This is a genomic window from Kribbella sp. NBC_00709 (assembly GCF_036226565.1).
Classification (GTDB): Bacteria; Actinomycetota; Actinomycetes; order Propionibacteriales; family Kribbellaceae; genus Kribbella.
In genome coordinates, this window is record NZ_CP108996.1 from 8142913 (window position 1) to 8162952 (window position 20040).

Consider the following 20040-nt stretch of genomic DNA (forward strand, 5'->3'; position numbering starts at 1 on the left):
ACCGAGAGGTGTCACGGACTATAAGTAGGCCTGACAACGTTGGCAAGAGTTCGTTGCCACGTTGAAAACATCACGTCATATCCGCAGATCAGTCGATATACCAACCTTTGACAACGTTGGCTCGCTCTGCGTGACGCCCGTAGGCGGAAACGCTTCCAACGACGGTCACAGGGCGTGCAATTTCGCCCCCGCGGCCGGATCCGGTCAGTCGTAGACGGCGTCGACGAGAAGTTCGGTACTGCGGTCCGGTTCGTTGAGAACCGCACGGATAACGTGCCGCCGGTCCCAGCGGCCGGCCGCCCAGGCCAGCGCCTTCGCGAGGCCGTCGAACGTCGCCGCGTGCGGCCCACCGTCGGCATCCACCCACCACGAGACCTCGACGCCGTCGACCGTGAGCTCCTCGTGCTCCCACCAGGTCGCCGGCACCTCGGGGACCAGTTCCCGGACGATCGGCGGTACGTCGGCCGCCGTACCCGGGCCGTCGATCTTGCCGTCGGCAATCTCCTGCGCCATCGGTACGTCGAGGAGGTCGCTCAACCCGTCCGCCGCGGCGCCGGAACCGATCACGAACCCGCCGAGGTCCTCCCGCTGCACCCACATCGGACCGTCGACGACGACGGCCTGGTCCGCGTCGATCACCCGGGTCACGCCGTCCGCCCCGAGGACCCGGACCTGCTCCGGGGCGTCGCCCGGGAACAGGGCCAGCGTGCCGAGCCGGGTCCACAGCCGGAGGATCGAAGCGGCGTCGACCTCGCGCTCGGGGTCGACCAAGCGTTCGAGCACCAGACTGATGCCGTCGGCATCGAGATCGCCGACGTCGCGGACCAGACCGACCGCGGTACGGACCTCTGGATCGAGTTCGGCCGTCCAGGCCGGCGCCTCGTCCAGGAAGCTCGCGAGCACCGGCTCGGCCTCGGGGTCGGCCCGTCCGGCGAGCGGTTCGCCGTCGTCGAGCAGGACGTGTTCGCGGATCCACCAGGCGGAGTACGACGGCACGCCGAGCGGCCGGTCGTCCGGGCCGACGACGCGGACCTGGGTGACGAGTGCGCGGCGCAGATCGGGCGCAGAACCCATGACTTGCAGGGCTTTCGGCCAGCTGTCGTCAGTGATCCAGTCGAGGTCGCGGATCGCTTCGAGCTCGCCGACTGTTGCGCCGTACCGGGATCCGTCGGGCGCGACGTCGTACGCCCAGTCCTCGATCGCGTCGAGGTCCTGGACTGCTCCGGGGAGCTGGTCGAGAGCGACGTCGGAGGCGGCGACGATGCCGAGGGAGGCCAGGACGCCGACGGCTTCGAGAGCGGGCAGGCCGTAGCGGTCGACGACGTCACTGGCGATAGGGGCGACTTCGTCGGGGTCGAGGATGCTCTGTGCGTCGGAGCCCTCGGCAACCAAGGCGTTTGCGGGAACCAGTTCGCCGTCGGCGTCGCGGAGTATCAGGTCGTTCAGCCACCAGAGGCCTTCGGCTTGCGCAGGGTCGGCGGCGACGAGACTGAGCACGGCGTGGGCGATCGCGTCCGGGTCGTCGGCGTCGGCTGAGTGCTCGACCGCGGTGCGGACGGCGCTGTCTTCCAGGAGTGATCGTGGGGTGGCAGGGATCGCGCCGAGTCGTTCGAGGGCCGGGTCGACGGCGTCGGGGTGGACCACGCGGACGCCGTACTCGCCGAACGCGGCGAGGATGTCGACCGGGATCTCGGGCCCGGGCAGCAGCAGACCGCGGGCGCCGCGGACGAGCCGCCCGTCGGCGAGCGGGACGGGGAGCGTGCCGAGGGACTCCCGGATCAAGGCGTCGGTGACCATGCCGCCGAGTGAGATGTAGAGCGCACGCCACCAGTCGGGCGACTCCTCTCCCCCGAGCTGATCCACCACCTCAGCCAACTCCGAACGCCTCACCTGCAAGGCATCCAGCACAATCCGATCCTCACGGCGAGCGCTGATCAAGCCCGGCACGATCGGCGCCAGCATGCCGTTGAACGCATCGTCTGCCCCCTCCACCACCACCGCATCCCGCGGCCGCAGCACAGTCCCGTCCTCCACCGCGCGAAGCAATCGCCTGGTGGGGAGGTAGTGAAGGATCTGTTCGCGGAGGGCACGATCCAGCGGGCCTGCTGCGAGGCCGGTGGGGACGAGGCGGAGTACGTCGTCGCCGGCTTCGGCTCGGTCCTGCAGGAGCTCGGCAAACGCTCCGGCTGCTTCCTGCACCAGGCGATCGGTCAACGGGCCTTTCGCCACGTGCCGCCGGGTCGAGTCGAGCGGGAACGTTGCCAACAGCAACACTCCGAGCGAGAGCGCCTCATCCGTGGGCGTCGGCGCATGAACAACCCCTGCAACCTCAGTGACGGGACTGCGAGGCAGGGCCCAGACCACCGACCAGGTGGGGCGGGAGCGCTCCTCCGTTGGGCGGTCGGCCAGCAACTGCTCGCGTTCTGTGGTGTTGAAGGTTCCGGAGGTGCGGTGGATGTGCCAGCGGGACTCGGCGTCTTCCAGGACTCGATGATGCTCAGTGGTTTCGATCTCGATGCGTTGCAGGCCGGGGAGGGCGAGAAGGAGGGCGTCGTCGGCTTCGGTGAGTAGGCGGCGGACGAGGGCTGCCGCGGTCTCGTCGCGGAGCGGGATGATGACTGCGGTGTCGTAGCCGGCGGGCGGCTCGCCGTCGGCTTCGAACGGGAGGCGTAGTACTGGAACCTGCCCGTCGCGACGGCGTACCTCGGTGTCGAGGCCGGGTGTGAGCCCGGCGATCGCGGCCGCGGTGTCTGCCTTCGAGAACCGGACGCCTCCGGTCCGCGAGAGGACGACCGGTTCGTCGGTGACCGCGAGCACGGCGGAGAAGCCGACACCGAAGCGTCCCACCGCCTGCACCCACCCAGCACCTGCCTCGCCGACCACGTGGGGAGGATTGCTGTCCGATTCGGGAGGGAGATCCTCCCCACCCTGGCCTGCTCGATGACGTGACGGTTCGTCGCGTTTGGCCGAGGCCCGAAGGGTTGCCAGGGATCCGACCCCCTCGGCGTCCAAGGGTGCGCCGGTGTTTGCGACGACCAGCGTGTTGTTGCTCAGCTCGAACAGCACGCGGCCCGGTACTCCGGCGCGTGCGGCTGCGTCGGCGGCGTTCTGGGCGAGTTCGATGACCAGGCGGTCGACGTACCCACCGAGCGCCAGCTCCTCCTCGGCGTTCGCGTCTTCCCGGAATCGCACCGGCGCGGCCGCCCATCCGGCCAGCACCCGCTCGCGAATTCCCGCCGTACCGAACACGTCGTCAGTCACCGGGGCAGTATGTCGTACCTCCGGGCAGCCGATCGTGTCCCAACGGGCACGAGCTACTGGAACGAACAACCCGGGTTGGCTGCGTCCTCGGACAGCGGTTTGCCGTGCGGGAGGACGTAGAGCACGTCGAGGACGATGGGCTTCGTCCCCAGGTTGCGGCCGACGTGGACGTGATCGGATCCGCTCGGCTCGGTGAACGCGGCGCCGGCCCGGTACACGCCGTCGGTCTTGCAGTCGTGGTCGGAGTGGGTCAGCGTGCCGGCCTTCACGAACGCGTACAGCGTGCCGTCGTGGAAGTGCCACCCCGTCGTACCGCCCGGCTGGATGGTGATCTCCCGCAGCACGTAGTCGGTCCGCCCGAGCGTGGTCTGGGACAGGATCGTGCCGGTCACGCCCGACCCCGGCGTCGCGTCCGCCGCGGCCGGGAGCAGGCCGATGGCCAGGCCGCCGGCGGCGACGGCAGAGAGCGCTCCCCGAGTAACTCGGCGCATGAGGTGGTCCCTTTCGGTCGGCAGAACAGTCGGCTCATGGTGGCAGGTCAACTATCGTGGTGCGGTGATCGCATCCGGCAGCCGATATGTCGCCCTTGGTAGTTCCTTCGCGGCCGGACCGGGAATCAGCCCGATCGTGCATCCGCCCGCCGGCCGTTCGGGCAACAACTACGCCCACCTGGTCGCCGCCGAGCTCGGGCTCGACCTCACTGACGTCTCCTACTCCGGCGCCACCACCGCTCATGTGCTCGACACCCCGCAGGACGACGCGCCACCGCAACTCGAGGCGCTCACTCCGGACACCGCCCTGATCACGATTACCGTCGGCGGCAACGATCTCGAGTACGTCGGCACGTTCCTGCGCGGGAGCTTCCTCAACACGATCGCGAAACCGGCCACGATCCTCGGCCGCCGGGTCGCGAACCGGATCCGCGCGCGGGTCAGCTACCTCAAGGACGAGGCGTCGTACCAGGCGGTCGCCGACTCGCTGACGACCGTGGTCGAGAGAGCCAGGGAGCGCTCTCCGGAGGCGCGCATCCTGCTGGTCGACTACCTCAGCCTGGTCGGCCCGGGCACGCGACCGCGCCTCGACGTACCGCTGAACGAGGAGCAACTGCCGAGCGTCGCGATGATGGCAGACGGGTTGGCCGGTGCGTTCGCGAAGGCCGCGGCGGCAACGGGCGCCGACCTGATCGCGGCGTCGGCGGCGAGCGTCGACCACGCGGTCGGTTCACCCGAGCCGTGGACCACCGGATTCACGCTGCTGCCGCCGACCCTCGGCGGCTTCGTCCCGTACCACCCGAACGCCGGCGGCATGCGAGCCGTCGCTGACCTGATCATCGCGGAGCTCCGGGCATGAAGGTGCGTGAGGCAACCGACTCGGACCTCGACGCGGCGGTCGACACGTTGACGCGGGCCTTGGTCGACTATCCGATGAGCCGGGCCTGCCTCGACCCGGACGGGTACCTCGAACGGCTCACGGAGTACCACCGGCTGTTCGTCGAAGGCGTTGGGCTGCCACATGGACGGATCTGGGTCACGGACGATGTGAGCGCGGTCGCGATCTGGTTCCCGCCGGACATGCCGGCGGACGCGTTCGCACCACACGCCGCCGCGTTCGAGGAGCTCACCGGGTCCCGCGCGGCGCTGAACGCGGAGTACGGGCAGGCGATCGGCGCGTTCCATCCGCGCATGCCCGTTTGGTTACTCGCTCTCGCCGCGGTAGAACCCGACCGCCAGCGCCAAGGCCTCGGCCACGCCGTGATCACACCCGGTCTCGCGACCGCGGACGCCGCCCACTCCCCCGCCTTCGTCGAGACCCAGGACCCTGCGAACGTCGGCTTCTACGAATCTCTGGGCTTCACCGTCATCGCCGAACTCGAACTGCCACACAACGGACCGATGCACTACGCGCTCTACCGCCCGCCGGCCTGACTCGCGACCAGCAACCGTCCACCCCGGGGGTGGGAGCATAGCTTTCTGCGTACCTGCCGCATCCACGAATCGTTGCCTGAAGCAAGTTTCTGCGAATCTGTGCATAACCTGCTTTGACTGTGGATAACCCACGGTTCGCGGAACTCCTTGAAAACAAGGGGTTCCGAGGTTGGAAAACTGTCGGAGGCCATGTCTACAGTTGGCGGTATGGAGATCCTCGGTGAACGACCCGTCTGGTCGATGAGCGACAGCGAGAAGCTGTCAGCTCTCGACGCGGTGTTCGCCGAAACGGCCCGGCTGAAGACGCTCGCGCTACAACTGGTCGCCGGCATCGACGAGTCCGGGTATGCGACCGAGCTCGGCGCCGGCAGCACCGCACGGCTCCTGACGAAGCGCTACCGCATCGACTCCGCCGAAGCCCACCGCGACGTCCGCCTCGCCACTCGCCTGACCAAGTACGCGAGCACCTCAGCGGCCCTCCCCGATCCCGCCGCACCGTTCGCCAACCCCAGCACAGCCACCAACCCCGACACCGGCGCGGACACCGGAGCCGACGCGGTTGGTGCGGACAGTGCAGGGGCCGCTGACGGGACGTGGCGGGTGCATCCCGCCCAGGCCGCCGCGATCGTGGCGATCCTCGACAAACTGCCCGCCACCATCCCGGCCGAGAACCTCGAGTTCGCCGAACGGCGGCTGATCGACCTGGCCGCCACCCACACCCCCACGGAACTCCGCAGAGCAGGCAGGTCAATCCGCGACATCCTCGACCCCGACGGCCCCGAACCCGACGAGAAGGCCGCCTACACCCGCGAATCCCTCACCTGGAAGACCGCCGACCGAGGCGTCACCTTCCGCGGCTACCTCGCCAACGAGAACGCCGAACTCTTCCGCACCCTGATCCACGCCCACGCCAAACCCCACCGCACCATCGACGGCCAACTCGACCCCCGCCCCGCAAGCAAACGCCAAGCCGACGCCCTCACCACAATCCTCAACACCACCGGCACGGCCGGCGCGGCCACCAGCAAGACCACCAGCACGGCGGCCGCCGCCCACACCAAGCCGGCCGATACCGGCACTGCAAAGGACTCCGCGACTGACGACGACAGCGACGGCGCGAGCGGCAGGCTCATCCAGCTTCCCCTCCCGGCGGCTGAATCCGGCCGGCCTGAGGCCCGCGGTCATCACGCCGAAGGCCGTGATGCGGACCGACGTGACGCAGACCGACGTGACGCGGATGGTTCGGGCGGCGATCCTCAGTTCGTGCCCGGCCACGGGCCGAAGCCACACATCAGCATCACCATCGACTACAACGACCTCACCGCCGCCACCGCGAACGCAACCGGCGCGCTGATCTTCGGAGACAACCTGTCGGCCGCCACCGTCCGCCGGCTGGCCTGCGACGCCGAGATCCTCCCGATCGTCCTCGGATCAAAATCGCAACCACTCGACGTCGGCACCAGCCAACGCCTCGTCACCCGCCCCATGCGCCGCGCCCTCAACGCCCGCGACCAAGGCTGCGTCGTCTGCGGAGCACCACCCATCCACTGCGACGCCCACCACGTGGTCTCCTGGCTCGACGGCGGCATCACCGCCGTCTCCAACCTCGCGCTCCTGTGCAAACGCGACCACCGCGACCTGCACTCCGGCCACTGGCAGATCCGCATCCTCGACGGCGTCGTCCTGGTCACCCACCCCACCTGGGCCAACCCGACAGCGATCCCACCCGGCAGATACAAACCACCCACCGCCGACATCGTCCACCAACCCACCGCCCCACAACCCAATCCCTGGGATGATGACGAACACCCGCCAGCTGCGAACGCCGCGCCGCGCTCGCGTGCCGGCTCGACGGGGCGTGCGCCCTTCTCTCCCTGGGGCGATGAGGACACGCCGGACGCCGCCACGTCACCCGCAACCGCACGCGTCGAGTTCGGACGCGCGTCGTTCGATCCGTGGGAAGACGGAGCGACCGGCGTCGGCTGACACGCCCACCCAGTCCCGTCTACCGAAGCCGCCGGAGGGGAACATCACCCGGGTCCGACGGTGCCGTCTGCGTGGCAGGTGGTGAAGTCGTCAGATGGTCAAACGGCGGATGACTCGCGACGTGGGTACGGTCGGCCGCGACCAGGTTGCCGTTGGAGGAGTTCAGATGTCTGCCACCCATTCCTCGAGCGAGGTTCGTGACAGCGGGATGTTGGAGACCGGCGACGGTAACCGCGTCTACTGGGAGGAGCGCGGGAATCCGGATGGCAAGCCGGCGGTGATCGTGCACGGTGGACCCGGGGGCGGCAGTCCGTCCGGTACGCCGAAGTTGTTCGACCCGGAGCGCTACCGGATCATCCTGTTCGATCAGAGGGGCTGCGGGCGGAGTACCCCGCACGCAAGCGATCTCGCCACAGACATGTCGCTCAACACGACCGAGCACCTGCTGCGCGACATGGAGCAGTTGCGTGCGCAGCTTGGGGTGGAGCAGTGGTTGCTGTTCGGTGGGTCGTGGGGATCGGCGCTGTCAGTTGCCTATGCCGAACGTCATCCCGAACGGGTGTCGGAGATGATCCTGCCCGCGTTCTGGCTGATGGGCCGCGCGGAGGTCGACTGGCTGTATCGCGGCGGCGTCGCGCGGCTGTTTCCCGAGGAGTGGGAACGGTTCAGCAATGGCATCTCCGAGGACGTTGTCGCCGCGTATGTGAAGCTGCTCAACGACCCCGATGTGCAGGTGCGATCCAGGGCGGCGCTCAACTGGTCGGCGTGGGAGGACGCTGTCCTGTCTCTGGAGCCCCACGGCAAACCGGCCCCGTTCAGCAACCGCGCCTCGGCCGATCTGCTGGCGTTCGCGCGGATCTGCGCACACTACGCAGCCAACGACGGCTGGTTCGAGGACGGTGCTTTACTTCGCGGCGCCGCAAACCTGGCGGGAGTCCCAGGGGTGATCGTCCATGGGCGGCTCGATCTGAGTTGTCCGTTCGACGCCGCTTGGAGGTTCGCCCAGGTCTGGCCGGGCGTTGAACTGGTTGCGTTCGCCGACGCCGGCCACAAGGGCAGCCCGGCGATGCATGAGTACGTGCGCAACGCGGTGGCCCGGTTCGCGGAGTCCTAAGCCGGTTTGTGGACGTACGGCGTTGTCGTGGTGACCGCGAGGAAGCCGAGGCGCTGGAGGATCGGGGAGCTGTCGTCGGAGGCGTCGACGTGGAGGTACTTGTAGCCGAGCTCGACAGCCCGGGCCGCTCGGACAGCGACCAGCGCCTTGTAGATGCCCTTGCCGCGCCACTCCGCGAGCGTTGATCCGCCCCACAGACCGGTGAACTCGGTGCCCTTCTTGTACACGGCCCACGCGGCGGAGACGACCTGCCCGTCGGCCTCGGCGACGTAGACATCCGTGCCGGCAGCGTGGCGGCGTACCAGGTCGTCGGTGAGCCAGGACCAGTCGTCGTTCCAGACCGTCGACTCCATGACCGCGATGCGCTCGAAGTCGGCGCGGTCGGAAACCAAGTGGATCGTGATGCCGTCGACCACATCGCGGCCGCGGAGTCGCTCGACGATGTCGGCGCTCTCGGCGACGAGTACGGTCTCCTGCTCCTCGGGCTCGAAACCGGCGGCGCGCAAGCGATCCGGCAGGTCGGCGGGCTGGTCGTGGCCGCGCAGCTTCCACTCGACCGACTGACCTTTCGCGGCGAAGTAGTCGCGCTGGCGGGCGATCAGCGCGTCGATCCCAGCGCTGTCGAGACCGTCGACGGTGCGGTAGCTGACGAACCCGCGGTTCGGGTACTCGACGCGGATCACCGGGCCGTCCATGCTCGTCGGCACGTCCGCGCTCCCGCTCGTCCCGCGCAGCTGGTCGTCATATACCGCGAGCAACTGCTCGCGCTTCGAGGCATCGGTCACGGAAGGACTCTGACACGCGACCGGATCACCCACCAACTGCGACGACGAGCCGGCTTCAGGGTCCCGTCGGTACGGCGACGACGCCCGGCGCGCTCGCTCAGGCCGTGCTTGTTGTCCCGCTTGTCGTTGGCGAAGTGACTCAGCGACACCATCAGGTTGAGCGGTTCCATCGGTCTGTCCTCCAGGGTCTTGGCGCTTACACCTGGACGTCGGATCAGACCGGCCGAACTTGACATCCCCCGGCTAGGAATCTTTCTCCGTGACGAGAACCAGCTGCCGCAACAGCTCGTCGAGCCGGGCGCGCTCACCGGCCGGCAGCTGATGGATCAGCTCCTCCTCCACCCGGATGATGTCGCCGATAGCACGCTCCCACAGGTCGTTCCCGGTCCGCGTGAGCGTGGCGACCACCTTGCGCCGGTCGTCGCGGTCGTGCGCGCGCTCGATGAATCCACGACGCTCCAGCGCATCCAGCCGATTGGTCAGCGCCGCCGCGGACATCCCGAGTTGCTTGGCCAGCCCGCCCGGCGTTTCGCGGTACGGCGTGCCGCCGCGTCGGAGCATGTGGAGCGTCTTGAACTCCCACAGCTGCAACCCGTACTCCGCGAGCACGGACTCCCGGCGGCGCTCGAGGTACCGCGTCAGGACCTGCATGCGGACCGTGATCCCCTCGACGTCAGGATCCAGCCCGGGCAACTGACCGGCCCACAGGTCGACATGAGCATCCACGAAATCCTTCACCCGACTAACTTTTCAGCCGCTGAAGGTTAGTTGTCAAATATTTCGATGTCGAAATACCGTCGTATCCATGAGCCAGCTTGCAGCCACCGATGTCGTCGCCGCCGCCACCCACCTGATGCGCGCCGGTCAGTGGGCCGCCGCCTCCGCCCTCCTGAACGCAGCCCGGACCGACGAGCCCGCCGAGCAGTTCACCCTCGCGCTGGCCCGAGCCGAGGTGGCAGCCGACCAGGACTTCGCCCAGCAGACCGATCACGCCCCGGCCGCGATCGCGGCCGCCGAGACCGCCCTATCAGCGTCCGAAGCCGCCGAACCCTCGCGCGAGCAGGCCTGGGACCTCGCGATGGTGAAGCTCCGGAAGGACTATTCGACCGTGCTGTTCGGATCGCGTGCTGACGCGGGAGAGCTCGGAGCACGCTCCCAGCTGCTGATCGCAGACGCTCCGGATGATGCCCGGCGTGGAGCGGTCAGCTTCTACGCCGGCGTCATGGCGGACAACCTTTACAAGCAGTCAGAGGTAGCGTTCGCGCACTACACGACGGCGTACCAGCTCGGGGAGAAGGCAGGCGACGACTTGCTGATGTCGCTCGCGCTGCGGCATCTCGGCGATCACGCGCACACGGCCGGTGACCTCGTGCTGGCGAGGCAGCACTGGGAGCGGTCGACCGAGCTGCGTCAGAAGGTCGGGCACCTGCTCGGGGCGCTCGCCCAGCAGACATTGCTCGCCGTGCTGCTGCGCGACGAAGGCAACGTCGCCGGCTCGCGCGCACTGGCGACCGAGGTCAACCGATGGGCGCGTCAGGTGGATCTCGAGTTCATCATTCGGGAGACCGCACTCCTGATGGACTGAACGGCAGGCCGAACGCCGCGGGTACGCCGGCGCTGAAGGCGACGTGATCCGGCGGCCGATCCGGCGGCACGAGACCGACGGACTTCAGGAGCTCGTCGGCGTCCAGCGACCTGACCGACGCGGAGTGCAGGATCCACGGTGGGTGCTCATTGGGCAGGTACCAGGTGCGGCCCGCGCGGTGGATGTGCAGACCCCAACGCGCGGTGAGGAAGTCCTCGAGCGGGCCGATCGGCAGCCGCGGACCCAGCTCGATCCCGACGTGTGCGCCTACATGCGAGCGGCGGAGGGTCGAGGTGTACGTGTGCCGATTGCCGACATGCTCGTGACGCATATCGGCCCACCGGTACGGCAGCCCGAAGGCCGTCCGCGCGGCCGCGACCACGGCGAGCCGGTTCGCGTCGAGACTGAGGAACACAACACCACGCCGACCGGTCTCGTCGATCGAGTAGAGGCGGATGTTCGCTTCCAGGAACGAACCGAAGAACGGCACGCCCGGACCATGCGGCAACCCGGTGTCGACCATCCGGAACGGCACGAGACCGACGTACGTGCGTCCCTCGAAGGTGTCCGGACGCGTGCCCGGCGGGAAGAAACGCGCGACCGCGGCCGGCTCGAGCGCCCAGTGCAGGAACGTCAGATCCAGCCAGCGCTGCCGCAGGATGCGCGGCCGCGGCAACGCCGGCGCAACTGGCCAAGTCACTCCGCTGTCGGCCGAACCTCGCAGGTCGGCCGACCGTCGTTCAGTTCACAGACGACGTACGCCGTACTCCCGGCCTCGGCCGGCTTCCACGGCATCACCGCGTCGCCGCTCAGCAACGTGTCGAGGGTCTGCAGCTCCGGATCACGCTGCTCGGTGTGGTGCCGGTAGCCGGCCGCACCGAGCGCCAGAGCGATCGCCATCCCGAGGAGGTTCACCTCGGTCGGTTCCTGCGGCGCGGCCGAACTCTCCGCGGGCTCCAGCTTGATGCCGTGATCCGGGACCTCGACGATCCGCGCGACGTATCTGCCAGCAGTCATGCCACCGAGAGTAGCCCCCACAGGTCAGCCGTTGCCGTCCAGCGTGAGGATCAGTTCCACCTCGACAGGGGCGTCCAGCGGGAGCGACACCACACCCACCGCGGTGCGAACGGGCAGGCCGGCGTCGGGGAAGGCCGCCGCGATGACTCGTGATGCGCCGTCGGCGACCGATACGTAGTCGGTGAAGGCCGGCGTAGCGGCGACGAAGACGCGCACTGAGACACAGGCGCGGGCCTCGGCGAGGTCGATCACCTCGGCCGCCGCCGCGAGGGCGTTCAGGGCAGCCGCCTGTGCGCACAACACTGCGACGCCGGGCTCCACCTCCTGGCCGACCTTGCCTTGGGCAAACAGTTGCCCGTCGGTCAGCGGGACCTGGCCAGAGGTGAACAGCAGGCCCCTGTCGAGGGTGGCGGAGCGATAGGCCCCAGCAGGCGCGGGCGGGTGCGGCGGCAGCTCCAAACCAGCTCTGCGAAGGTGATCCTGCGGCCTGTTCACCGGAACGCGCCGCCGGTCCACACCGGAAGCGGCCGGCGCCCGAGCGCTACTTCGGCGGCCGCGCGGCCGAGGAGGCGGGTCGAGTCCAGGACGGGGATCGGGGAGGTGGAGGAGTCGATGGCCAGCGGGATCTCCGTGCACACAGCGGCCACCGCGTCGCAGCCTTCCTCCGCCTGCATCCGCTCGGCGATGCCGTGGAAGGTGCTCCGCACGCTCTCCGGCACCCGCCCGTAGACGAGCTCGGCGAAGATCGCGTCGTGGATCCGTTCGCGCTCAGCCTCCGTCGGGATGACCGCTGTGATGCCATGCTTGGCCAGTTCGCGCGGATAGAGGGGACCATTCATCGTGAAGCGCGTACCCAGGATCGCGACTCGCTGGTAGCCGGCAGCCTGGGCGGCGTCGGATACAACGTCGACGATGTGCAGGCCCGGAAGCGGAAACTCCGGCCCGGCGTCCTCGAGCGCCAGGTGCGCGGTGTTGTCGGGGCAGACGAAGAACTCCGCGCCGGCCTTCGCGAGTCTCTCGGCGCTGGTGCGGAGGACGGCCCGCACCGTTGCGAGATCGCCCGCCTCCCAGGCGGGCATCACTCGTTCGAAGGAGATGCAGTCCATCGTGATGTCGGGATGCTGGGGTTGCCCGAGCTTGGCGCTGTGGCGGGCGACCTCGGTCCAGCACAATGCCGCACCCTCGATCGTGTGGCCGAGGACTCCGACGTGGGAGGAGGTGGTTGGCAAGCTCATGATCCGGAGCCCTTCTTCGCTTCTGCGTCGAACGCGATGTCGTGAGGAGGTGTCGCAGCGGAACGGGTCACCGGGAGACGCACCGTACCCAACTGCCCGAAGTCCGCGCGGATCGAATCACCGGCGTCGACGCGAACCGCCCGTGTCATCGCACCGGACAGGATCAACTGGCCGGCCCTGAGCCGGACGCCTCGACGCCCGAGCTCGTTGGCGAGCCAGGCAACGGCCGCGGCAGGATGACCGAGAACGTCCCGCCCGGTGCCGCCGGCACGCTCGACCCCGTTGACCAGGAGGGCGCAGGTGACCTCGCTCAGCGTGATGCGCTCCGGGGAGTGCCGGCTTGTACCGAGGTGGACGCCGCCCGAGGAGGCGTTGTCCGCAACGGTGTCGACGATGGTCAGGTCCCAGTTCCTGATCCGCGAGTCGACCACTTCGATGAGCGGTACGACGTACGCCGTGGCGGCGAGGACAGCGTCGGCGGTGACGCCGGTGCCGGGCAGATCGGCGGCAAGGACGACACCGAGCTCTGGCTCCACCAACGGTGCGACGTATCGGGCTCGGTCCAGCTCGGTCGGCGGCTGATGGATCGAGCTGGTCATCACATGCCCGAAGTCCGGCTCGTGAACTCCCATCTGCTGCTGCATCGCCTCGGCCACCAGGCCGATCTTGAAGCCGGCGATCGTGTCGCCTTCGAGGAGCCATTGATCGACCTGGCAGGACTGGATGGAGTAGGCGTCGTCGATGTCCAGCGTTGGGTGAGCCCTGGAGATCGGCGCCATCGGCAGGCGTTCTCGCCGGGCCGTCAATAGCTGCTGGGCGATCTGACCTGCCGCCTGGTGATCGCGCGCTGCCACCGTCACCGGGAGGCCTCCCGCCGGCCGGCCAACTCGGCCGCGACGTCGATGATCATGTCCTCCTGGCCGCCGATGATGTTGCGTCGGCCGAGTTCCAGCAGGATGTCACGCACGGGTGTGCCGTACTTCGCGGCAGCCCGCTTCGTGGGGTGGAAGAAGGTGGAGTAGACACCGGCGTAGCCAATCAGAAGGGCGGCCTCGTCGATGATCTGGGGAGCTTTCATGCAGGCCGCGACCACCTGCTCGGCGAGCGCGAAGGCATCGACGTCCAGCTGGAAGCCCGAGCGGTCGAGCGCTACCGCCAGCACTTCCGTCTGCGCGTTCCCCGCGCTGGCGCCGAGTCCGCGCAGCGAGCCGTCGATGTAGGTCGCCCCGTTGTCGGCGGCGGCGAGCGAGTTCCCGATCGCGAGACCGAGGTTGTTGTGAGCGTGGAAGCCCACCGGGATGTCGAGAGCGCCACGCAGGGCCGCGACCCGGGCCGCCGCCTGGGTGGGGACCAGGGCTCCCGCCGAGTCGACGACGTACACGACCTGCGCGCCGTAGCTCTCGAGCTTGGATGCCTGCCGCGCCAGCTCGGCCGGCTCGATCTTGTGACTCATCATCAGGAAGCACATGGCGGTCAGCCCGTCCTGGCGGGCCCGTTTCACCGCCTGCTCGGCGCAATCGGCCTCGGTGCAGTGGACCGCTACCCGCAGCGTGGTGGCTCCGGCCTGCTCGATGTCGTCGAGGTCGGCAAAGGTCGAGATGCCGGGGACGTAAAGGGCCGCGATCGACGCCGCGGGAGCCGCCCGGACAGCGGCTTCGACGTACTCCTTGTCAGTGGCTGCGGCACGGCCGTACTGCAGCGACGAGCCGCCGATGCCTACACCGTGGGCGACCTCGATGGTCCGGACCCCGGCCCGGGCGAGGCCACCGGCGATCGCCGACACCTGGTCGGTGGTGAACTGGTGCGAGACGCTGCTCATGCCGTCGCGCAGGCTCGTGTCCACGAGATGCAGTGCCATCCCAGTCATCCGACGGTCTCCTTCCGCTCGGATCGGGTGCGGGCGATTCCGTCCGCGACCGCGGCAGCCGCAGCGGTGATGATGTCCAGGTTTCCGGCATAGCGAGGCAGATAGTCGCCGGCACCCTCGACGTCGACCATGCACGTGACGACGTCGCGGTCGACGTCGAGCAGCTGCAGTCGATAACCGGGCACGTACGTCGCCACCGAAGCGACCATCGCCGTCACTGCGGCCTCGATCGCGGAGTCGTCCGGGTCGGTCACCGTGGCGTAGACGGTGGCCCGCATCGTCCTCGCGGGCTCTGCCGGGTTGATGACCGAGATCGCCTTCGCCCGCGGAATGCCGACCACGGTCCGCAGGGCGCCCGCGGTCTTGAGACAGAACTCGCTGAGGTTCTGCCGGGTGCCCGGTCCGGCCGACGCGGACGCGATCGAGGCGACGATCTCGCCGTACGTCACGTTCGCCGCGGACTTGATCGCGGCGAGTATGGGGATGGTTGCCTGCCCGGCGCAACTCACGAGATTCACGTTCGGGGCCTCGAGGTGATCGGCGAGGTTGACGGCCGGGATCACGGCGGGTCCGACACCGGCCGGCGTCAGGTCGATCGCCGTGACGCCGGCCGCGGCATAGCGTGGCGCGTTCGCCGCGTGCACGGCGGCCGACGTCGCCTCGAACACGATGTCGGGCAGTTCGGACTCGCCGAGCAGCCGATCCACGCCGTCGGCCGTCGTTTCCAGGCCGGCATCGCGGGCCCGGGCCAGACCGGGGCTCCCGGGATCGATTCCCACCATCCATCGAGGTTCGATCTGTCGCGAGCGCAGCAGCTTGAACATCAGGTCCGTACCGATGTTTCCCGAGCCGACGATCGCGGCGGTCAAGGTCTTCGTAGTCACCGTGTGTCGCTTCCCTCCGGCGTGTCCGTGGTCGCTACGAGGATGCGCGACCGCGGACGGGATCGCGACCAAAAGGCATGACTTAGCATCTGAGTCATGCCTTTCGCCTATACCCTTCGCCTGCTGTCCTACGTCTGCGCGATCGCCGGCGAGGGATCGATCACCGCGGCGGCGGATCGGCTCACCATCAGCCAGCCGTCGCTGACCAGACAGGTCCGCGACCTCGAGCGACGGCTTGGCGTCGCGCTGCTGGACCGGACGCCTCGAGGGGTGACCCTGACCGCCGCCGGTGAGGTGTTCGTCGCCCGTGCGGCCGACATTCTCCGCAGTGTCGACAACCTCGACGCCGAGGTCCGCGCCGTCGCCCGCGGGCACGCCGGCCGGCTCCGGATCGGCTTTGTGGGTTCTGCCATCAACGGGCCGTTGGGTCCGGCGATCGCACGGCTGCGCAGCGAGATGCCGGACGTCGAACTGCAACTGCGGGAGTCCTTCGACGACATGTCGCTGATGGCGGAGATCAAGACCGGCGATCTCGACCTCGCGGTGCATCGCCTCCCGATCAGGGCACCGGAACTCCTGAGCATCCCCTGGGCGCAGGAGCCGTTGAGTGTCTTCCTACCCGACAACTCTCCGCTGGCCGGCGACACCTCGCCACTCGTCTCAGAGGCCTTGCGGACCTTGGACCTGGTGATGTGGCCGCGGGAATCCGCGCCCCAGGCCTATGACGAGGTGATGGCGATCTATCAACGCCTCGGCGCGGTACCGCACTGCGTCGCGACCGCTCACACGGTGCAGGCGATTCTCGCGCTGGTCGCGGCCAGGGTCGGTGCGGCGGTGATGGCGCAGTCGTACAGCTCGCTCCGACGGGTCGGCGTGCGGGCCCGGCCGCTGGCCGACCACCACGTGACGCACTTCATCACGATCGCGAACGGCACCAGGTCGGCCGTCCTCGAGCGCTGTCTGACGATCCTTCAACCGGACCAGGCCCGGCAACGGCCCCGGAGGTCCCCGACGTCGTGATCGGGGACCTCCGGGGCTCCGCTCAGGACGAGAACGCCGCGTCGAACGACGCGGTGGGTGCGTCGAAGGCGAGCGAGCGGACGAACTGGACCGCCTCCGCAGCGCCGACGAGGCGGTCCATCCCGGCGTCCTCCCATTCGACCGAGATCGGTCCGTCGTACCCGATCGTGTTGAGCATCCGGAAGCACGCCTCCCACGGGACGTCCCCGTGGCCGGTCGAGACGAAGTCCCAGCCGCGCCGCGGGTCGCCCCAGGCAAGGTGCGAGCCCATCCGCCCGTTGCGCCCGTTGCCGACCTGACGCTTCGCGTCCTTGCAGTCGACGTGGTAGATCCGGTCCTTGAAGTCCCAGAGGAAGCCGACCGGGTCCAGGTCCTGCCAGACGAAGTGCGACGGGTCCCAGTTCAGCCCGAAGGCCGGCCGGTGCCCGATCGCCTCCAGCGTGGCCGTCGTCGACCAGTAGTCGTACGCGATCTCCGACGGGTGCACCTCGTGGGCGAACTTCACCCCCACCTCGTCGAACACATCGAGGATCGGGTTCCACCGATCCGCGAAGTCCTGGTACCCGGCTTCGAGCATCGCCGGCGGCACCGGCGGGAACATCGCGACCGTCTTCCAGATCGACGACCCGGTGAACCCGACGACCACATCGACGCCGAGAGCACGCGCGGCCCGAGCCGTCGTCTTCATCTCCTCGGCGGCCCGCTGCCGGACACCTTCCGGATCACCGTCGCCCCAGATGTGCGCGGGCAGGATCGCCTGGTGCCGCTGGTCGATCGGATCGTCACAGACCGCCTGCCCAAGCAGGTGGTTGGAGATCGTCCACACCTTCAGGTTGTGCTTGTCCAGGATGTCCAGACGATCCTGGACGTACGCCGGATCCTCGGCAGCACGCCGTACGTCGAGATGGTCGCCCCAGCAGGCGATCTCGAGTCCTTCGTAGCCCCACGAGGCCGCCAGCCGCGCCACCTCCTCGAACGGCAGGTCGGCCCACTGGCCGGTGAACAACGTGATCGGTCGAGTCATGTCGTCTGCTCCCTACCGAACACCGAGCAGGTGCTCCATCGCCAGCTGGTCCAGCCGTTCGAACCCGAGACCACGCTCGGCCAGCGCCTCCGGGTCGTACGTCGCGGTGCGGAGATCGGCCAGCGACTCACCCTCGGCCAGGGTGGGTACTGACAGCTCCGCGACGCGTGCGGACTCCAGTGCATGCAAAACCTCAGGGTCGGCACGGAACGCCCGCACCTTGTCCCGGAGGATCAGGTAGTTACGCATGCACGCACGTGCGGTTTCCCAGACGCCTTCCTCGTCCTCGGTCCGCGGCGGCTTGTAGTCGAAGTGGACGTGGCCCTCGTAGGCCGGGTAACTGCCGGAACCCTCCAGGACATCGACCGTCCAGAAGGCCTCCCGGAGATTGCCGGCGCCGAACCGCAGGTCCTGGTCGAAGCGCGGACCGTGCTGCCCGTTGAGGTCGATGTGGTACAGCTTCCCGTGCCACAGCGCCTGCGCGATCCCGTGCGCGTAGTTCAGGCTGGCCATCTGCTCGTGGCCGACCTCGGGGTTGATCCCGACCAGCTCGGGATCCGCGAGATCGTTGATGAAGGCGATCGCATGGCCGATCGACGGCAGCAGGATGTCACCGCGCGGCTCGTTCGGCTTCGGCTCGATCGCGAAGCGGATGTCGTACCCCTGCTCGCGCACGTACGCGCACAGGAGATCCATCGACTCCTTGTACCGGTCGAGCGCGGCCCGGACGTCCTTCGAGCCACCGGACTCCGCACCTTCACGACCGCCCCACAGCACGTACGTCGTCGCGCCCAGCTCGGCGGCGAGGTCGACGTTGCGGAGGACCTTCGCCAGCGCGTACCGGCGGACCTGCCGATCGTTGGCGGTCAGGCCGCCGTCCTTGAACACCGGATGGGCGAACAGATTGGTGGTCATCATCTCGACGGTCATGCCGGTGTCGGCCAGCGCCTTCTGGAACCGGTCGAGCACCTGCTTGCGGGTGGCGTCGTCGGGGACGACGTCGTCGTCGTGGAACGTGACCGCCGCGGCGCCCAGTTCGGCGAGCTTCTCGACCGCGTGGACCGGGTCCATCGCGGGGCGGACCGCCGTACCGAACACGTCGACGCCTTGCCAGCCGACGGTCCACAGACCGAAGGAGAACTTGTCGTCCTTGGTCGGGGTGTAGCTATTCATTCCGGAATCTCCTGCCATTGTCGGGATGTCGAACTGGCCTCGACCGCGGCCAGCACCCGCTGGACGCGCAGCCCGTCGGCGAACGACGGCTCCGGATCGGCTCCTTCGGCGATCGCGGTGACCAGGTCGACGACCTGATGGGTGAACCCGTGCTCGTAGCCGAGCAGGTGGCCCGGCGGCCACCAGGCGGCGACGTACGGGTGGACGGGTTCGGTCGCGAGGATGCGGCGGAAGCCGGCTGTCCTCGAGTCATCGGTGGCGTCGTAGAAGTGCAAGAGATTCATGTCCTCGAAGTCGAACGCCAGGCTGCCGAGGCTTCCGTTGATCTCGATCCGGATCGCGTTCTTCCGGCCGGTGGCGAAGCGGGTCGCCTCGAAGACACCCAGCGCCCCGGAGCGGAACGTCGCCAGGAACACGGCCGCGTCGTCGACGGTGACCGGTCCGCGCTCGGTGCCCGCCGTACCGGCCAGACCGGAGTGCTCGGCGGCGACCGGGCGCTCCTTGACGAACGTCTCCAGCCGGGCGCTGACCTCGCCGATGGTGTCACCAGTGATGAACTGCGTCATGTCGATGATGTGCGCTCCGATGTCGCCGAGCGCACCCGAGCCGGCCTTGGACTTGTCCAGCCGCCAGGACAGCGGCGCCTCCGGATCGGCGATCCAGTCCTGCAGGTACTGCGCGCGAACGTGGCGGATCGTGCCGAGCTTGCCCTCGGCAACGAACTGGCGGGCCAGCGCGATCGCCGGCACCCGCCGGTAGGTGAACCCGACCATCGACCTGATCCCCTTGGCCTTGGCCGCTTCGGCCGCCGCGGTCATCGCCTCGGCCTCCTCGACGGTGTTGGCCAGCGGCTTCTCGCACAGGACGTGCTTGCCGGCCTCCAAGGCTGCGATCGCGATCTCGGCGTGACTGTCGCCCGGCGTGCACACGTCGACCAGCTGGACGTCGTCGCGGCCGAGCAGCTTGCGCCAGTCGGTCTCGGTGTCCTTCCAGCCGAGCTTCGTCGCGGCCGCCTGCACAGCCTCGGCGTTGCGACCGCACAGAACGTTCATGGCGGGGTCCAGCGGCAGGTCGAAGAAGCGCGGCGCGCTCCGCCAGGCCTGCGAATGGGCCGCACCCATGAACGCGTAGCCGATCAGGCCGATGCCCAGGTTCGTCATTGCT

General features: G+C 68.6%; 21 protein-coding genes. 6 read left to right on the forward strand and 15 right to left on the reverse strand.

The genetic code is table 11. The features are described 5' to 3' along the window. Window positions 1–204 precede the first annotated feature (204 nt). On the reverse strand, window positions 205–3261 hold the full coding sequence (locus tag OHA18_RS39575; RefSeq protein ID WP_329000535.1) for a hypothetical protein: 3057 nt from the start codon (window positions 3259–3261) through the stop codon (window positions 205–207). A 53-nt stretch (window positions 3262–3314) separates the two neighbouring features. Then, window positions 3315–3752, reverse strand: a complete 438-nt coding sequence (locus tag OHA18_RS39580) for a cupin domain-containing protein (RefSeq protein WP_329000536.1) — start codon at window positions 3750–3752, stop codon at window positions 3315–3317. Window positions 3753–3816: 64 nt separating this feature from the next. On the opposite strand from OHA18_RS39580, the gene OHA18_RS39585 reads away from it, so the two are divergent. The 4 genes from OHA18_RS39585 (at window position 3817) to pip (ending at window position 8286) form a co-directional block, all read left to right on the forward strand. Further along, on the forward strand, window positions 3817–4611 hold the full coding sequence (locus OHA18_RS39585) for an SGNH/GDSL hydrolase family protein (protein ID WP_329000537.1): 795 nt from the start codon (window positions 3817–3819) through the stop codon (window positions 4609–4611). Beyond that, entirely contained in the window at window positions 4608–5186 is a 579-nt protein-coding gene (locus OHA18_RS39590) for a GNAT family N-acetyltransferase (RefSeq protein WP_329000538.1), read from the forward strand. The genes OHA18_RS39585 and OHA18_RS39590 overlap by 4 nt, the downstream gene beginning before the upstream one ends. A gap of 207 nt (window positions 5187–5393) precedes the next feature. Continuing rightward, window positions 5394–7172 carry an HNH endonuclease signature motif containing protein gene (locus OHA18_RS39595; protein WP_329000539.1) on the forward strand — a complete coding sequence of 593 codons (1779 nt, stop codon included), beginning with the start codon at window positions 5394–5396 and terminating at the stop codon, window positions 7170–7172. A 166-nt stretch (window positions 7173–7338) separates the two neighbouring features. Further along, window positions 7339–8286: a prolyl aminopeptidase gene (gene pip, locus OHA18_RS39600; RefSeq protein WP_329000540.1), complete on the forward strand. Its 948-nt coding sequence runs from the start codon at window positions 7339–7341 to the stop codon at window positions 8284–8286. Here pip and OHA18_RS39605 read toward each other — a convergent pair. The 3 genes from OHA18_RS39605 to OHA18_RS39615 form a co-directional block, all read right to left on the reverse strand. After that, on the reverse strand, window positions 8283–9071 hold the full coding sequence (locus tag OHA18_RS39605) for a GNAT family N-acetyltransferase (RefSeq protein WP_329000541.1): 789 nt from the start codon (window positions 9069–9071) through the stop codon (window positions 8283–8285). The two genes, pip and OHA18_RS39605, sit on opposite strands and share 4 nt — an antisense overlap. Then, window positions 9068–9241, reverse strand: coding sequence for a hypothetical protein (locus tag OHA18_RS39610; RefSeq protein WP_329000542.1), 174 nt, complete (start codon window positions 9239–9241; stop codon window positions 9068–9070). The genes OHA18_RS39605 and OHA18_RS39610 overlap by 4 nt, the downstream gene beginning before the upstream one ends. A 73-nt stretch (window positions 9242–9314) precedes the next feature. Further along, complete coding sequence (locus OHA18_RS39615; protein ID WP_329000543.1) at window positions 9315–9809, reverse strand: MarR family winged helix-turn-helix transcriptional regulator; 495 nt, start codon at window positions 9807–9809, stop codon at window positions 9315–9317. Window positions 9810–9876: 67 nt separating this feature from the next. Between OHA18_RS39615 and OHA18_RS39620 the strand changes: the two genes are divergently transcribed. Then, entirely contained in the window at window positions 9877–10656 is a 780-nt protein-coding gene (locus OHA18_RS39620) for a hypothetical protein (RefSeq protein WP_329000544.1), read from the forward strand. Here OHA18_RS39620 and OHA18_RS39625 read toward each other — a convergent pair. From OHA18_RS39625 to OHA18_RS39655, 7 genes are read right to left on the reverse strand one after another with little or no spacing between them, the layout of a single operon-like run. Beyond that, window positions 10625–11356 carry a YqjF family protein gene (locus OHA18_RS39625; protein ID WP_329000545.1) on the reverse strand — a complete coding sequence of 244 codons (732 nt, stop codon included), beginning with the start codon at window positions 11354–11356 and terminating at the stop codon, window positions 10625–10627. The two genes, OHA18_RS39620 and OHA18_RS39625, sit on opposite strands and share 32 nt — an antisense overlap. After that, a complete protein-coding gene (locus OHA18_RS39630) occupies window positions 11353–11673 on the reverse strand; it encodes a hypothetical protein (protein ID WP_329000546.1) in 321 nt (106 codons plus the stop codon). Before OHA18_RS39630 ends, OHA18_RS39625 begins: the two co-directional genes overlap by 4 nt. A gap of 24 nt (window positions 11674–11697) precedes the next feature. Next, window positions 11698–12132 carry a RidA family protein gene (locus OHA18_RS39635; protein WP_442914357.1) on the reverse strand — a complete coding sequence of 145 codons (435 nt, stop codon included), beginning with the start codon at window positions 12130–12132 and terminating at the stop codon, window positions 11698–11700. Window positions 12133–12164: 32 nt separating this feature from the next. Beyond that, a complete protein-coding gene (locus OHA18_RS39640; RefSeq protein ID WP_329000549.1) occupies window positions 12165–12908 on the reverse strand; it encodes an aspartate/glutamate racemase family protein in 744 nt (247 codons plus the stop codon). Continuing rightward, window positions 12905–13768: a 2-keto-4-pentenoate hydratase gene (locus OHA18_RS39645; RefSeq protein WP_329000550.1), complete on the reverse strand. Its 864-nt coding sequence runs from the start codon at window positions 13766–13768 to the stop codon at window positions 12905–12907. The genes OHA18_RS39640 and OHA18_RS39645 overlap by 4 nt, the downstream gene beginning before the upstream one ends. Then, window positions 13765–14775 (reverse strand): 4-hydroxy-2-oxovalerate aldolase, encoded by a 1011-nt coding sequence (gene dmpG / locus OHA18_RS39650; RefSeq protein WP_329000551.1) that lies wholly within the window; start codon window positions 14773–14775, stop codon window positions 13765–13767. Before dmpG ends, OHA18_RS39645 begins: the two co-directional genes overlap by 4 nt. After that, complete coding sequence (locus tag OHA18_RS39655; protein WP_329000552.1) at window positions 14772–15659, reverse strand: acetaldehyde dehydrogenase (acetylating); 888 nt, start codon at window positions 15657–15659, stop codon at window positions 14772–14774. Before OHA18_RS39655 ends, dmpG begins: the two co-directional genes overlap by 4 nt. Window positions 15660–15755: 96 nt before the next feature. Here OHA18_RS39655 and OHA18_RS39660 point away from each other — a divergent pair, with 96 nt between their 5' ends. Beyond that, complete coding sequence (locus OHA18_RS39660) at window positions 15756–16679, forward strand: LysR family transcriptional regulator (protein WP_329000553.1); 924 nt, start codon at window positions 15756–15758, stop codon at window positions 16677–16679. 22 nt (window positions 16680–16701) lie between these two features. Here OHA18_RS39660 and OHA18_RS39665 read toward each other — a convergent pair whose 3' ends face one another. Genes OHA18_RS39665 through OHA18_RS39675 form a run of 3 tightly spaced genes read right to left on the reverse strand, consistent with a single transcriptional unit; the run spans window position 16702 to window position 20036 of the window. Then, a complete protein-coding gene (locus tag OHA18_RS39665) occupies window positions 16702–17703 on the reverse strand; it encodes a sugar phosphate isomerase/epimerase family protein (RefSeq protein WP_329000554.1) in 1002 nt (333 codons plus the stop codon). Between the two features lie 12 nt (window positions 17704–17715). Further along, a complete protein-coding gene (gene xylA, locus OHA18_RS39670) occupies window positions 17716–18876 on the reverse strand; it encodes a xylose isomerase (protein WP_329000555.1) in 1161 nt (386 codons plus the stop codon). Next, a complete protein-coding gene (locus OHA18_RS39675; protein WP_329000556.1) occupies window positions 18873–20036 on the reverse strand; it encodes a Gfo/Idh/MocA family protein in 1164 nt (387 codons plus the stop codon). The genes xylA and OHA18_RS39675 overlap by 4 nt, the downstream gene beginning before the upstream one ends. Between the last annotated feature and the right edge of the window lie 4 nt (window positions 20037–20040).

Coding starts and splice junctions, on each gene's coding strand:
- OHA18_RS39590 (WP_329000538.1), top strand. CDS start 4,608: ATGAAGGTGCGTGAGGCAACCGACTCGGACCTCGACGCGGCGGTCGAC.
- pip (WP_329000540.1), top strand. CDS start 7,339: ATGTCTGCCACCCATTCCTCGAGCGAGGTTCGTGACAGCGGGATGTTG.
- OHA18_RS39610 (WP_329000542.1), bottom strand. CDS start 9,241: ATGGAACCGCTCAACCTGATGGTGTCGCTGAGTCACTTCGCCAACGAC.
- OHA18_RS39580 (WP_329000536.1), bottom strand. CDS start 3,752: ATGCGCCGAGTTACTCGGGGAGCGCTCTCTGCCGTCGCCGCCGGCGGC.
- OHA18_RS39595 (WP_329000539.1), top strand. CDS start 5,394: ATGGAGATCCTCGGTGAACGACCCGTCTGGTCGATGAGCGACAGCGAG.
- OHA18_RS39660 (WP_329000553.1), top strand. CDS start 15,756: ATGCCTTTCGCCTATACCCTTCGCCTGCTGTCCTACGTCTGCGCGATC.
- OHA18_RS39620 (WP_329000544.1), top strand. CDS start 9,877: ATGAGCCAGCTTGCAGCCACCGATGTCGTCGCCGCCGCCACCCACCTG.
- dmpG (WP_329000551.1), bottom strand. CDS start 14,775: ATGACTGGGATGGCACTGCATCTCGTGGACACGAGCCTGCGCGACGGC.
- OHA18_RS39630 (WP_329000546.1), bottom strand. CDS start 11,673: ATGACTGCTGGCAGATACGTCGCGCGGATCGTCGAGGTCCCGGATCAC.
- OHA18_RS39640 (WP_329000549.1), bottom strand. CDS start 12,908: ATGAGCTTGCCAACCACCTCCTCCCACGTCGGAGTCCTCGGCCACACG.
- OHA18_RS39675 (WP_329000556.1), bottom strand. CDS start 20,036: ATGACGAACCTGGGCATCGGCCTGATCGGCTACGCGTTCATGGGTGCG.
- OHA18_RS39665 (WP_329000554.1), bottom strand. CDS start 17,703: ATGACTCGACCGATCACGTTGTTCACCGGCCAGTGGGCCGACCTGCCG.
- xylA (WP_329000555.1), bottom strand. CDS start 18,876: ATGAATAGCTACACCCCGACCAAGGACGACAAGTTCTCCTTCGGTCTG.